This window comes from Paenibacillus lutrae, assembly GCF_009757775.1.
Taxonomy (GTDB): domain Bacteria; phylum Bacillota; class Bacilli; order Paenibacillales; family NBRC-103111; genus Paenibacillus_F; species Paenibacillus_F lutrae.
The window spans coordinates 273114-286655 of sequence record NZ_RHLK01000004.1; the positions used below are offsets into that span (position 1 = coordinate 273114).

Consider the following 13542-nt stretch of genomic DNA (forward strand, 5'->3'; position numbering starts at 1 on the left):
AAGGAATTGTCGGAGCTCGTGCAAAATTTCGGTAACAAAGTTTGTTATCCATATTTACTTATGTATACTTTTTATTAAAACCTCATAGGTATCCCAAGGAACTTAGAAAAATTCATAAGAGTATCCCAGAGGACTTCATCCGAAAATATCCTTGATAGGATGTGACTTGAACCGCCCTTTCATAGTTGTCCTTGGCTCCCACTCAGCAAAAAGCATCAGTTGCGTCATTTAGGCCACCTCATTCCTTACAGATATCGACCATTGATACGATATAAAAGGTCGCGATGGTGAGTTGCGTGGTTGGTCGCAAATGATTCAGATCCTTTAGCGAGATAGCGGCAATGAATGTCTTGCAGTAGAAAGCATTGACTTCGAGCAAGGAACGGAGGTCTTCTCCATTGAATAGGAGATACCCACTTCCTCCAGCGTGTCCTCACTTAGAATTCCGAAATTCGGATCATGGAATAAGGTTGCCATTTGGTTCATCACAGACTTCCCCTCTCAATTGGATAAATTAAAAAAAGGCCTGGGTATGTATCTCCCAGACCTTAGCCGCGTCTTCGCGTAATTAGAGTTCAAATGCAAGCTGAGCTTTTATTTCCATGTTAGTGAATGCCGGATCGACTGATTCCACTACGAAATCCGCATTGCCGCAATCGATCACTTCTTCAGCAAAAGATTTTCCATCTTCAGAAATAGCGATTTGTACCATAATAAGTATCTCCCTAAAATGTGGGATAGTTAAAAAGGGGCTAATATTAGCGCCCCAGTTGCTTTATTCTTGCTGAACGTAAGCTCCAATGCCTTTGAAGGTGCGAAACAATAAGCGTAGTGGAGCTTTCTCTTTGTTAACAGCTGGCTTCCTAAACATCGACTTACCTACTCCACTGTCACGCTCTTCGCCAAATTCCGCGGTTTATCCACGTCATTGCCGCGAGCAAGGGACGCGTAGTAAGACAGCAGCTGCAGCGGAATCACCGTCAGAGCAGGCGACAGCAGGTCCAGCGTGCGCGGAATGCTGAACGTCCGGTCGACCGACTTCGCCAGCTCGTTGTCGCCTTCATAAGCAATCCCCAGCACCTCACCGCCGCGCGCGGTGACTTCCTTGATATTGCTGACGGTCTTCTCGATAAGCTCCGTCTGCAGCCCCAGCGCAATGACCGGCACGCCTTCCTCGATCAGCGCGAGGGTTCCGTGCTTCAGCTCACCCGCGGGATAAGCTTCGGAGTGAATGTACGAGATCTCTTTCAGCTTCAGCGATCCTTCCAGCGCCACCGCATAATCCAAGCCGCGGCCGATGAAGAACAGGTGCTCATGCGATGCAATTTTCTCCGCGTACGCTTTAATCTCTTCGCTGCGCGCGAGAATGCTCTCCACCTGCTCCGGCAGGCTCTGCATAGCTGCGAGCGTGCGGACGATTTCCGCCTGCTCCAGCGTTTCCAACGTCTGCGCCAGGTACAGGCCGAGCAGGTAGAACGCCATGAGCTGCGTCGTATAGGCTTTTGTCGAAGCGACAGCGATCTCCGGCCCGGCCCATGTGACGAGTACATCGTCCGCTTCACGGGAGACAGAGCTGCCGACGACATTCGTGATAGCTAAGACACGCGCGCCACTTCGCTTTGCTTCACGCAGCGCAGCCAGCGTATCCGCCGTTTCACCGGACTGGCTTACCACGATAACCAGCGTTTCCGGTGTAATAATCGGCGCCCGGTACCTGTACTCCGAAGCGACATCCGCTTCGACTGGAATGCGTACCAGCTTCTCAATTACACTTTTGCCGACAAGCCCTGCATGATAAGCCGTACCGCACGCCACGATATGAATGTTGCGGATCCTACGGATCTCATCCGCCGTCATCCCGATTTCATCCAGCACAACGCGGCTTCCATCTTCCGAAATCCGGCTTCCGATCGTATCGCGATACGCTTTGGGCTGATCGTAGATTTCTTTCATCATGAAGTGATCGAAGCCCGCTTTCTCGGCTGTGACCAAATCCCAATCGACATGGAACATTTCCCGAGAAATAAAATTCCCCTCGATCGTCATTAATTCGACACCCTCACGGGTTAACAGCGCCATTTCACCATCATTCAGAATGTACACATTGCGCGTATATTCGAGGATTGCCGGAATGTCCGATCCGATGAAATTCTCACCCTCCCCTACGCCGACAACGAGCGGACTTGCCAGACGGACAGCGACCAGACGATCCGGTTCATACTCCGTCAGCACTCCGAGAGCAAAAGCCCCCTTCATCCGCTTCACCGCCTGTTGAACTGCTTTTACAATATCGCCTTCGTAAAGCTCTGCAATCAGGTGCGAAATCACTTCGGTGTCCGTTTCCGAAACGAATGTATGCCCTTGTGCAATCAGCTCTTCTTTTAGCGAAATGTAATTCTCAATAATTCCGTTATGAACCACGGAGAATTTCTTCGAATTGTCCGTATGAGGATGCGAATTCTCGTTCGAAGGCTTGCCGTGCGTAGCCCAGCGGGTATGCCCGATTCCGACCGTACCATTCAGAGGTGCATCGCTAAGCTCCGACTCCAGTACTGCCAGACGGCCTTTGGCCTTCTTGATCTCCAGCCCGCCTTCTGTGTACACAGCGACACCCGCAGAGTCATAACCGCGATATTCCAGCTTTTTAAGACCCTCAATCAGAACCTCTTGTGAATCACGTTTACCAATATATCCAACAATACCGCACATAGTGAATACCCCCATATTGAGCTCTATGACCCGCTCCGCCTCAGGCGGATGTTCACAGGCTGTTTGTCAAAGATCGGCGGATCAGTGAATGGAATGCTCTCTCCATTTCTAGTCTTGTCTCCTGCCGTCTACCAAGCTTCATCTACATTCGATACATTTCGTATCAATAAGTCGATTTTTATAGCGCTGTTACGCTAATACTTTTTTCGACAAAATCGAAGTTCTATCCGGCTCACTCCATGTGATTATTAAAAAATCAATAAGGTTTATACGATAACAAAGTTCCGTCTTTCTATAAAAGACACACTCATAAAAGCTTTTTACAAGCCGATTTTTCAACAACTATCCGGTTAGACAACTGCCGGAAGCTTCTAGGCCCCAGCCCTCTCATATAAACTCCACATTTCTTCTACTTCTATCACCGTTCGTTGGACAAGCAATACGATAAAACCTAGAACAGTCTGCCCTCTGGCAACCTTACCCATTGAACTCTTACAGCACACCCGAAAGATGCTTTTAGATACAGCTTAAGAGAAGGACCGCAACTGCACACAGATCCTCTAAACATAAGAAACAAACCTGACTGCCTCGTTCGCCGCTTCCGCGGTTCCGTCCGATACGATGTGCAGTCTGAAGATGAGACCTGCATGGCTGCCTGGCAGCACAAGTCAGTTCCCTATCTTTAAAAAACAAACTATGGATCATTCCGCTGAATTCTTGTATGCCCGGTCACCCGGACAGTTTGCATGTCAGCTTGTCGGCACGAATGAGAATGCCGGAAGGTCCCCGCCGAAAATTCGAACACCTTCACCTCGTCAACTTGTCGGCTCCGCTTATCACCTCTGCCCTGCACACTAGACGATTGTCCGCATGCCTCTTACAGAGAGAATTGCTTTCCGCACAAGTTCTGGCGCTTGTTGAAACCCGTTTAACGACCCACCTTCCTATGCTTGAGTAAAAAAAGATATACCCTATCATATTCATTTTTGCGCAGCTTTGCAACTTCTATGACGCGAATCGAGATACAAGCACCCAACCCAAAGTTAAATATTAGGCGAATACGTAGGATTCATCCTCCTTTGTACGTTCACTATCCCCATTCCTAATTAGGCCCCCCTTGTTGCAAGCCACTGTCCACGTAATATTCGCATGGTTAATAGCAAGGTTACCAATTACTTAAACCCACCGTACCACAGCCGTTCTCTCCATAACCCTTTTAAAATCAACGCTTGCACCAAATCAGACCAAACCATTGCTCCGACAAAAAAAGCGCAAAAGGAATCTCCCTTTCACGCTTTCATTTATAAGAAATCCAACTCTGGTATCCATCAGGAAGCTTCAAGTGCCGCTTACCAAGGCAAGGGCCTCCCTACACTGCTGACAGGCCCTGCAGGCTTAGCCCAGCTCCCGCTTCACAACCTCGACAATATCATTCACGTAGCCCTCTACCGTCTCCTTATCGGGTCCCTCCGCCATAACGCGGATTAGAGACTCCGTACCGGAAGGACGCACCAGCACACGCCCATTATCCCCAAGCTGGCTTTCAACGGCTGTGATCGCACCTGCAATCGCCCCATTGTCGCTGAGCTTGCTCTTGTCGGCTACGCGCACATTCACCAGCACCTGCGGGAACTTGCGCATAATGGTTTTAGAGTCGCTCAGCGAACGCCCTGTCGATACAAGGGTATCTACCAGCTGCAAACCTGTCAGGATGCCGTCGCCTGTCGTATTGTAATCCAGGAAGATCACATGACCGGACTGCTCGCCACCCAGATTGTAGCCGCCCTTACGCATCTCTTCCATCACATAACGGTCGCCTACAGCGGTTTGCGTCGCTTTGAGCCCATAACCCTCAATTCCCTTGAAAAAACCGATGTTGGCCATTACCGTCGTCACAATCGTGCTGTGGTTCAGCTTGCCGGCCCGGTTCATCGCATCCCCGCAAATGCTCAGGATGAAGTCACCGTCGACTTCTTCGCCAAGCTCATCGATCGCGATCAGCCTGTCGGCATCGCCGTCAAAGGCAAGCCCCAGATGCGCGCCATGTTCCACGACGGCCCGCTGCAAGTTCTGCGGATGCGTCGACCCGCATCCTTCGTTGATGTTGCAGCCGTCCGGCTCTACGGCGAGCGTGATCACTTCCGCTCCCAACTCGCGGAAAATCTTCGGCGCCAGCTCGTAGGCCGCTCCGTTCGAGCAGTCCATGACGATCTTCATGCCGCCGAAGGAGTGATTCACCGTCGCCTTCACGAAGTCGGCGTACTTCTGCTTCGCCTTCAGATCGTCGGACACGCTTCCGATCTGTCCGCCAACCGGACGCGGCAGATCATCGCAGTCCGCGTCGAGCAGACGCTCGATTTCGTTCTCGGTCTCATCGAGCAGCTTATATCCGTCTCCGCCGAAGAACTTAATCCCGTTGTCTTCCACGGGATTATGAGAGGCGGAGATCATCACGCCGGCGTCGGCGCCCATCACTCGCGTCAAGTACGCGACGGCTGGCGTGGATACGACGCCCAGACGGATCACGTTAGCGCCGATCGACAGCAGACCGGCGACCAGCGCCGACTCCAGCATCGGGCCGGAGATCCGGGTGTCACGCCCGATGACTACCTTAGGGTGCTTAGCCTTACCCGTCAGCACAAAACCCCCGCAGCGCCCGATTTTGAAAGCCATCTCGGGAGTTAACTCCTTATTGGCAACCCCGCGTACTCCGTCCGTTCCAAAATATTTCCCCATATCTCTTTTCTCCCCTTTTATCACAAGCTTCATCCATCTTCATATACAAAACACCGATCCCATAAATAGAAATCCGTTAGTTGGTTAATTACCCCGACTTCTAAACTATTCGGATTCCATGCTGACTTTCAGTGGTTAAGGCTTACGGTTCCTTTTTCTCCACCGGCGGGCTGGCCGTGCCTGGCTCTGCTGGAGCCGGCGGGACTGACGGGGATGGAGTAGGAGTAGGCGTCGGCGCCGGTTTGGCCGGCTCCTTTGAATTGCCGCTTGCTGTAATAACTACAGTAGCCTTCGTTACCGATGTTCCTCCGTCTTTGATATAGGAGGGCAGATTAAGCGTAATCGGCACCTCATGCGTCCCCGGCGGCAAATTGCTTATATCCACAATGGCCTGCACATCTTCCGGCTTCAATGCGGCAATCTGCGGCGCCGCACCTTCTAACGTGAGGGTAATGCTCCCTTCCGCAGGAGAACTGAACTTCACATCCGTCCCCTCTGCCTGCCCGACGACTGTCAGCGCAATGTCAGGGAAGTCCTTCTTCGTAGAAGGTACAATCTCTACCGTCACCTGAACCTTGGATGGCTCCACCTGCGTAACCCCTTTTTGAAGAGGAATGTCAAGGCTAAATTCTTTCGTTGCCGTGAGCCCGTCGATTTTGATCGGACCGGCCGAGTAGAATTCCATGTTATCCAGTATATTCTGCGGGCCATAGACCATGATCTTATCCGGATTCTGTTTAACGGATCCGATGCTGTATCCGGCCGGAGGAGTTCCTGTCAGCTGAATCTGCAGCGGCACGGTTTTGAACGGGCTGGTTACAGGCACATCCACATCCACAACGGCCGGACTTACACTGTAATTCAGCTCATTTCCCTCTTTGTTATAGACCTTCAGCTTGACCTGCTTGGATACCGCAGAATCCGCTTTTTCTACCGATATATCCCCTTGAACCGAATATACCTCTCCCTCTTTACCGGCAGGGACCGTGACGTGTACTTTATTCGGCTTAGCAATAGGATCCCCGGGCTTGTACCCTGATTCCGGAGTGCCTTTTACATTAATTTTGACCGGAACTTCCTTCTTCACCATTTCTTCCACAACTACCTTCACATTCCGCGGAACAATCTCCACCTCGAGTGAGGACGGGAAACCGACCGCTTCCAGCGGCAGAACGTATTCCCCCTTGCCGGAAGACTTTGTTAAATCCAGAATAACCTTATAGTTACTCGTGCTGACTTTTTTAAGTGTTGAATCTTTTCCCTTCAAAACAACCTGAACCCGGCTCGGTTCAATGGAAGAGATATAATATTGATCGGAATCGTATTTAGCGGTAATCTCTACGTTGCTGATCGGCAGCTCCTTAATACCCGACGAGCCCGTATTGGTTACTGTACTTCCCTCCATACGGACAACCGCCCAGAGCAGGATTCCGATTATAATGGCAATCACTCTTACGACGTTAGTGTTCCTTAGCCATTTATCCACGTTTGCGTCCCCCCCACCATTTCTTCAAAGGGTTCTGCCTGACTTTTGCCTTGGGCCTGAGTTCATCGAACAGCTTCGAAATCAAAGATTCTTCCTTAATGTCACGTACGACTTGCCCGTTAAGCGACAAAGAGATTTGGCCTGTTTCCTCGGACACGATAAGACAGATAGCATCCGATACCTCGCTCATACCAATGGCCGCTCTATGCCGGGTACCCAGCTCTTTGCTGATAAAAGGATTCTCCGACAGAGGCAAATAACAACCCGCTGCCATCAGCTGATTGTTGCGAATAATGACCGCACCATCATGAAGAGGCGTGTTCGGGATGAAAATATTAATAAGCAGCTCCGAGCTGATCCGCCCATTTACAGCAATCCCCGATTCAATGTAATCCGTAAGGCCCGTTTCCTTTTCAAAAACGATTAAAGCCCCGATCTTGCGCCGGGACAAGTAGTTCATTGCTTTAATGACTTCTCCGATTCGAATGTTCACGTCATGATCCACATCACTGGAGGACATTCTTGAGAAGAAGCGCCCCCTTCCCAGTTGTTCCAAGGCTCTCCTGAGCTCCGGCTGGAAAATAATAATGATTGCGATCAATCCTACGGTGAACATCTGGTTCATAATCCACTGCAGAGTGTTCAATGAAAATGCTACACTAAGGGCCCACGTTACCAAAACCACGAAGATACCCTTCATAAGCTGAATGGCTCTTGTGCCGCGCAGCAGCATAATTAATTTGTATACCACGTAACTGACAATTGAAATATCAATAATATCCGTGATGGAAATATCTGAGAATAATTCCACTGTAGTTCCCCCAAATCAAAGCAACGAATCAGAATCTTTCTACGCTTTCTTATCTTTATCTGTCTATTCCTTGATAATACCACATTCCATGCAATTCTTCTATCGGAGCGATTTTCAGGAAAAAATGAGAAAAAGTCCTTTTCGGAATTACCAAAAAGGACCTTGGGTGAATTATTCGTTCTTTCACTATTGTTTGAAATGGAGGAGACGGCCGCTCAGTGCACCATCTCGTTTATTTTGAACCACAGCCAGCTTAGTGCCTGATCAATCCGGATCTTGTCTCCCGTGATATGAGCAGTAGAAGCTAAATACATATTTCCGTCTATAACCACCAGGTTGCCTTCAACGTTAGCGTTATCTTCGACAACCAGTTCCCCATTCTCAACGACTAGATTGCCTTTTACCGTCTCACCTTTGGGCACGATAACTTTATCGCCTTGAATGATGACCCTGTCGAGATCCGTGCCGCGTACCATCAACTCCGTGTTGTTGTTCCACATCGATCCGAAGCTTCCTGCCATCGTCAAAAGGAATACGGCCGCGACAGATACGGCCGGATGCTTACGCACCCACTGGATCCAAGGCGAGCGTTTCTTCACGGGAGGCAGAGAGCCCATAATACGGTCGGTGAGATCACTCGACGCGACTGGAGCCGGTATGGACCGGACCAGTGCATCCGTTGTTTCCATCTGACGGAAAATCGCATGACACTCCGGGCATGTCAAAAGGTGCTGCTTCAGATCCAGCGCCTCTGACCCTTGCAAATCCCCATCCAAATATTCGTGCATCAAAGGGAGGGCCTGTTTGCAATTCATCCGAGCCACTCCTTTCTCGTTCTTTGCCATTAGTGTAATACCATACGTATGGCCGGCAAAGATGTTTCAAAATATCGAGGACTACTTAGAAAAATTTCCGTCCGCCTCAAGTTTTTTGCGCAAGTACTCCCGTCCACGGTGTACGCGGGTCTTGACGGTTGTTACCGGCATCTTCAGTACGTCTCCTATTTCTTGCAGCGACATGTCGTGCAGATAGCGGAGAATAACGACGGACTTATATTTTTCCGGTAGAGTGTCAATGGCTCGGCGTATGACCTGCTGCGTTTCCGACAGGATGATCTGGTCCACAGGCAGGTTGTCCTTGCTTGCAAGCATGGCATAAAAATCGTTCCCATCGCTATCCGGCATTTCGGCGTCGAGGGAATAAGTTGGTTTTCGTTTGCGCAGCCGGTCTATGCATAAATTCGTTCCGATTCTGAAGATCCAGGTAGAAAACTTCTGGTTCTCATCGTACCGATCCAGGTTGTTGTATACGCGCAGAAAAGTATCCTGCACCGCATCTTCGGCTTCCTGCTTATTACCGAGCATTCGGTAGGCCAGGTGAAAGATTTTGTCCTTATATAAATTCACCAGTTCCTCAAAAGCACCACGATCCCCATTCCTTGCTAGCTTGGCTAATCGTGTTTCTACTAAATTCAACGATAACTCCTCCAACCCTAGGAAATGCGGGCTTCTTTTCACTAATGTTCGGTAAAACACGTAAAGTCGAGCCGCCCGGAGGACGGCTTGACTTCGTTGTTCCAGTGCCTATGCATAATGTGGACGATCAACCTGTATTGCGAAGGCCTGCAGCGATTCCATTGATGGTGAGAAGAACTTCGCGAAGCAGGAAGGCATCATCCTGGTCTGTCTCACGGATCGCGCGCAGTTCTTTAAGCAGATCTACCTGCAAATAACTTAGCGGATCGACGTATGGATTGCGCAGCCGGATCGATTCCTGAATAACAGGTACGTTATCGAGGATTTCCTGTTGACCTGTAATTTTCAGAATCAACTCGGAGGTTAAGTTGTACTCCGTGCTGATCAGCTCGTAGATACGATCGGCGATATCACTCTCTTTAAGCAAGCTGCCATATTCTTTTGCAATAAGCAGATCTGCTTTAGCTAAGGCCATTTGAAGACCATCGATCATGGATCTAAAGAATGACCAGTTCTCATACATATCCTTCAGAACTTCCATATTCTCTTCTTTGTTCTGATAAAAGGTCTGAAGCGCTGTACCGGCGGCATACCAAGCCGGAAGCAGGTAACGGCTCTGTGTCCAGGCGAATACCCACGGAATAGCGCGCAAATCTTCGAAACGGTCGCTGTTGTTACGTTTGGAAGGGCGGGAACCGATATTGAGCTCTCCGACTTCCGGAAGCGGTGTGGATTGCTTGAAGAACGTCATGAAGTCTTTGTCACGGAAAATAAGATCTTGATACTTATTCTGTGCCGTTTCGGAAATATCCTTCATGATTGCTTCCCATTGCGTCTCTTTAGCGGGACGCTCAGGATTACGGGCAAGCACAGCACCCTTGATCAGAGCGAAAGTCGCCTGCTCCAGGCTCCGGTACGCAATACCTTGCAAGGAATAACGGGAGGATAATACCTCTCCTTGCTCCGTAATCTTAATTCCACTGCCGATTGTATCCACAGGCTGTGCCAGGATACTGCGGTTTAGAGGCATTCCTCCGCGTCCTAAGGAACCGCCGCGTCCATGGAAGAACTTGAGCTTAACTCCGTTCTTGTTCCCCATATCGGTAAGCTTACGAAGAGCTACGCGCAGCTCCCAGTTGGCTGTAATCACACCGCCGTCTTTGTTGCTGTCCGAGTAGCCGAGCATAATTTCATGCATGGGAGCCGCCTGGTTAAGGCTGGCACGATACGCTGGAATGTTCAGCAGCGTATTCATAATTTCAGGAGCTTCATGCAGATCGTCAATCGTCTCAAACAAAGGAACCGATTGAATGGTGCTCACGACTGTGCCATCTTCTTCTTTACGGTAAAGGCCTACTTCCTTGGCGAATACCATAACTTCCAACATATCACTTGCACCACAAGTCATACTGATCAGGTAGCTGTGCAAACAATTGCGTCCGAATTCCTGTTGAGCTTTATATATATTGCGATATACATTGAGACATTCTTCGGTCGCTTCCGTATATTTCATATAAGGCGATGTAATTGGACGCGGTTCGTCAAGCAGCTTGCTGAGCAGATCAATCTTCTCTTTCTCGGATAGCTGGCTGTAATCTTCCACGATGCTGGTTCTCTTTAAGACTTCTGTCATCGCCATCTCATGCTCTCTGCTGTGTTGACGAATATCTAGAGTAGCCAAGTGGAATCCGAACAGCTCTACCTGGCGAATGAGCTTTTTGATATAAGCATCTGCTGCAAAGTCCGCAAAGTGACTCCGCAAGCTTCTTTCAATAATATATAAATCCTGGATCATCTCATCCGGGGAAGCATACTTTTCATTAGATTCAGCAAGAGCATTCCCCGTATTCCGCACTCTTTCGATCATATAAGCGAGCTTGATACGGTAAGGCTCATCGCTATTGCTCCAAAGTTCAGTACGCGGTCCGAATACTTCCTTATCCACTTCGATTGAGTTCTGCAGCTCCTCACTGACTTCGGCAAGATTCTTACTGAAGCTCAAGTGGTTCATGACATCCGCAAGAATGGCTTCATATTTCTTCAAAGCAAGCCCGCGGTGCAGCTCAAGCGTTTCCCATGTTACATCAGAAGTAACGGACGGGTTACCATCCCGGTCTCCACCGATCCATGAACCGAATTTAAGGAAGCTAGGCACATGCCAAGTTTCATTCGGATAGTATTTGTCTAGACAGCGCTCAAGCTCCTGATAGACCTCAGGAAGCACATCGAACAAAGTTTCGTCAAAATAATACATCCCATTCTGCACTTCGTCGATAACGGTCGGTTTACGATTGCGAAGCTCATCCGTCTGCCAAAGCGTCATTACTTCAGCCAGGAGCTTCTCACGCAGGTTTTCTCTCTCACGGAAAGTTAAGGTCGGGTTATCAAGCAGGATAACATCTTGGGATATACGCTGATGAATGTCTAGAACAGCACGTCTGGTTGCTTCTGTCGGATGTGCTGTAATAACCAGCTCAAGGGAAATTTCCTGAAGGATATCCTGAACCTCCTGATAGGAGATTTCGTTTTGTTTAAGACGCTGTACGATGCTTTCGATCGAACCGGGCTGTACGGTCTCCCCGGAAGAACGTTCATAATCACGCTTACGCCGGATCCGATGATTCTGCTCCGCAATATTGACCAGCTGAAAATATATCGCAAACGCACGAATAACCTGATGTCGAATTTCAGGCTGCAATCCGTTTATTGTTTCCTTGATTTCTGCATAAATAGCAGGATCGTATTGAGCTCTCAGTGACTTACTCAGTTCTCGGATCTTCTCTACCACGGCAAGAAGTTCATTGCCACCCTGATGGACCAGTACTTCTCCAAGTATATGCCCTAGAAAACGCACATCCCTGCGAAGCAAGTTGTTCGTTGTATTTTTTTGAACAATTGATTCGTTATCCGACATGTCCTCGCCTCTTCTCTCTACTTGTTAATCGCTGAAACAAAAAACACCCTAATTCGTCAAGATTGATACTCATTGCAGAATATTTTACCACATTCACGCGTTGCATTATAGCTATTTTTAAAGAAAGAGCGCATGCAATTTAAGGAAATGTGCAGAATCCTTCGACTATTTAAATAAGCCAAGTAGTGAATATAACAAAAAAAGACCTCCTAGAGGTCTGTACTTGTATGTATGGAGCGGGTGATGGGAATCGAACCCACGCTACCAGCTTGGAAGGCTGGAGTTCTACCATTGAACTACACCCGCATACATATGGTCGGGACGACACGATTTGAACATGCGACCCCCTGGTCCCAAACCAGGTGCTCTACCAAGCTGAGCTACGTCCCGACAAAAAAATATGGCGTGCCCTGAGAGATTCGAACTCCCGGCCTTTTGATTCGTAGTCAAACGCTCTATCCAGCTGAGCTAAGGGCACGTATGAAGTTGGAGCGGAAGACGGGAATCGAACCCGCGACCCTCGCCTTGGCAAGGCGATGCTCTACCGCCGAGCCACTTCCGCATTATATCATACCTTTTACTAATTAGCAAGTATTATCTTCATTAAAATACTTGAAATTAATATGCGCGTGGAGGGACTTGAACCCCCACGTCAAAGACGCTAGATCCTAAGTCTAGTGCGTCTGCCAATTCCGCCACACGCGCATGTAAGTAAAAATGGTGAGCCATGAAGGACTCGAACCTTCGACACCCTGATTAAAAGTCAGGTGCTCTACCAACTGAGCTAATGGCTCGAAAAAAATGGCTGGGGATATAGGATTTGAACCTATGCATGACGGAGTCAAAGTCCGTTGCCTTACCGCTTGGCTAATCCCCAAGGTAAATCTGGTGCCGTCGAGAGGACTTGAACCCCCAACCTACTGATTACAAGTCAGTTGCTCTACCAGTTGAGCTACAACGGCATATATGGTGGAGGCTGACGGGATCGAACCGCCGACCCTCTGCTTGTAAGGCAGATGCTCTCCCAGCTGAGCTAAGCCTCCACTATGGTGACCCGTAGGGGATTCGAACCCCTGTTACCTCCGTGAAAGGGAGGTGTCTTAACCCCTTGACCAACGGGCCTTCTGACAAGCTTCCAACCGGATTCGAACCGGTGACCTCTTCCTTACCATGGAAGCACTCTACCTACTGAGCTATGGAAGCATGGCTCCCCGAACAGGACTCGAACCTGTGACAACTCGATTAACAGTCGAGTGCTCTACCAACTGAGCTATCAGGGAATAACGCTTGGCAACGTCCTACTCTCCCAGGACCCTGCGGTCCAAGTACCATCGGCGCTGGAAGGCTTAACGGTCGTGTTCGGGATGGGTACGCGTGGTTCCCTTCCGCCATCGTCACCAAACAGGATGTT

At 49.2% G+C, this 13542-nt stretch carries 8 protein-coding genes, 12 tRNA genes and 1 rRNA gene; all 21 read right to left on the bottom strand.

The annotated features are described in order from the left end of the window. Window positions 1-568 precede the first annotated feature (568 nt). On the bottom strand, window positions 569-712 hold the full coding sequence (locus EDM21_RS10520; RefSeq protein ID WP_157335329.1) for a hypothetical protein: 144 nt from the start codon (window positions 710-712) through the stop codon (window positions 569-571). 167 nt (window positions 713-879) lie between these two features. Continuing rightward, window positions 880-2709 carry a glutamine--fructose-6-phosphate transaminase (isomerizing) gene (glmS, locus tag EDM21_RS10525; protein ID WP_157335331.1) on the bottom strand — a complete coding sequence of 610 codons (1830 nt, stop codon included), beginning with the start codon at window positions 2707-2709 and terminating at the stop codon, window positions 880-882. A 1395-nt stretch (window positions 2710-4104) separates the two neighbouring features. Then, window positions 4105-5445: a phosphoglucosamine mutase gene (gene glmM, locus EDM21_RS10530; RefSeq protein ID WP_157335332.1), complete on the bottom strand. Its 1341-nt coding sequence runs from the start codon at window positions 5443-5445 to the stop codon at window positions 4105-4107. Between the two features lie 142 nt (window positions 5446-5587). Then, complete coding sequence (locus tag EDM21_RS10535) at window positions 5588-6931, bottom strand: CdaR family protein (RefSeq protein ID WP_166541936.1); 1344 nt, start codon at window positions 6929-6931, stop codon at window positions 5588-5590. Then, window positions 6924-7742, bottom strand: coding sequence for a diadenylate cyclase CdaA (cdaA, locus tag EDM21_RS10540; protein WP_068776761.1), 819 nt, complete (start codon window positions 7740-7742; stop codon window positions 6924-6926). Before cdaA ends, EDM21_RS10535 begins: the two co-directional genes overlap by 8 nt. A 215-nt stretch (window positions 7743-7957) precedes the next feature. Then, window positions 7958-8557 (bottom strand): zf-HC2 domain-containing protein, encoded by a 600-nt coding sequence (locus EDM21_RS10545; protein ID WP_157335334.1) that lies wholly within the window; start codon window positions 8555-8557, stop codon window positions 7958-7960. An 81-nt stretch (window positions 8558-8638) separates the two neighbouring features. Continuing rightward, on the bottom strand, window positions 8639-9217 hold the full coding sequence (gene sigW, locus EDM21_RS10550; protein WP_068776759.1) for an RNA polymerase sigma factor SigW: 579 nt from the start codon (window positions 9215-9217) through the stop codon (window positions 8639-8641). Between the two features lie 127 nt (window positions 9218-9344). Then, window positions 9345-12131: a phosphoenolpyruvate carboxylase gene (gene ppc / locus EDM21_RS10555; protein ID WP_157335336.1), complete on the bottom strand. Its 2787-nt coding sequence runs from the start codon at window positions 12129-12131 to the stop codon at window positions 9345-9347. 232 nt (window positions 12132-12363) lie between these two features. Beyond that, window positions 12364-12437: transfer RNA gene (locus EDM21_RS10560), tRNA-Gly, on the bottom strand. A gap of 7 nt (window positions 12438-12444) precedes the next feature. Then, window positions 12445-12521: transfer RNA gene (locus EDM21_RS10565), tRNA-Pro, on the bottom strand. A gap of 11 nt (window positions 12522-12532) precedes the next feature. Further along, window positions 12533-12609: transfer RNA gene (locus tag EDM21_RS10570), tRNA-Arg, on the bottom strand. Window positions 12610-12618: 9 nt separating this feature from the next. Further along, a tRNA-Gly gene (locus tag EDM21_RS10575) sits at window positions 12619-12693 on the bottom strand. 62 nt (window positions 12694-12755) lie between these two features. After that, a tRNA-Leu gene (locus tag EDM21_RS10580) sits at window positions 12756-12836 on the bottom strand. A gap of 13 nt (window positions 12837-12849) precedes the next feature. Then, window positions 12850-12925: transfer RNA gene (locus tag EDM21_RS10585), tRNA-Lys, on the bottom strand. Between the two features lie 8 nt (window positions 12926-12933). After that, window positions 12934-13008: transfer RNA gene (locus tag EDM21_RS10590), tRNA-Gln, on the bottom strand. A gap of 9 nt (window positions 13009-13017) precedes the next feature. Further along, window positions 13018-13093, bottom strand: a tRNA-Thr gene (locus EDM21_RS10595). Between the two features lie 5 nt (window positions 13094-13098). Then, window positions 13099-13174 (bottom strand) — tRNA-Val (locus tag EDM21_RS10600). A 4-nt stretch (window positions 13175-13178) separates the two neighbouring features. Further along, window positions 13179-13253: transfer RNA gene (locus tag EDM21_RS10605), tRNA-Glu, on the bottom strand. An 8-nt stretch (window positions 13254-13261) separates the two neighbouring features. After that, window positions 13262-13334: transfer RNA gene (locus EDM21_RS10610), tRNA-Thr, on the bottom strand. 1 nt (window position 13335) lies between these two features. Continuing rightward, window positions 13336-13411 (bottom strand) — tRNA-Asn (locus EDM21_RS10615). Between the two features lie 5 nt (window positions 13412-13416). Next, window positions 13417-13533: ribosomal RNA gene (rrf, locus tag EDM21_RS10620) — 5S ribosomal RNA — on the bottom strand. Window positions 13534-13542 lie beyond the last annotated feature (9 nt).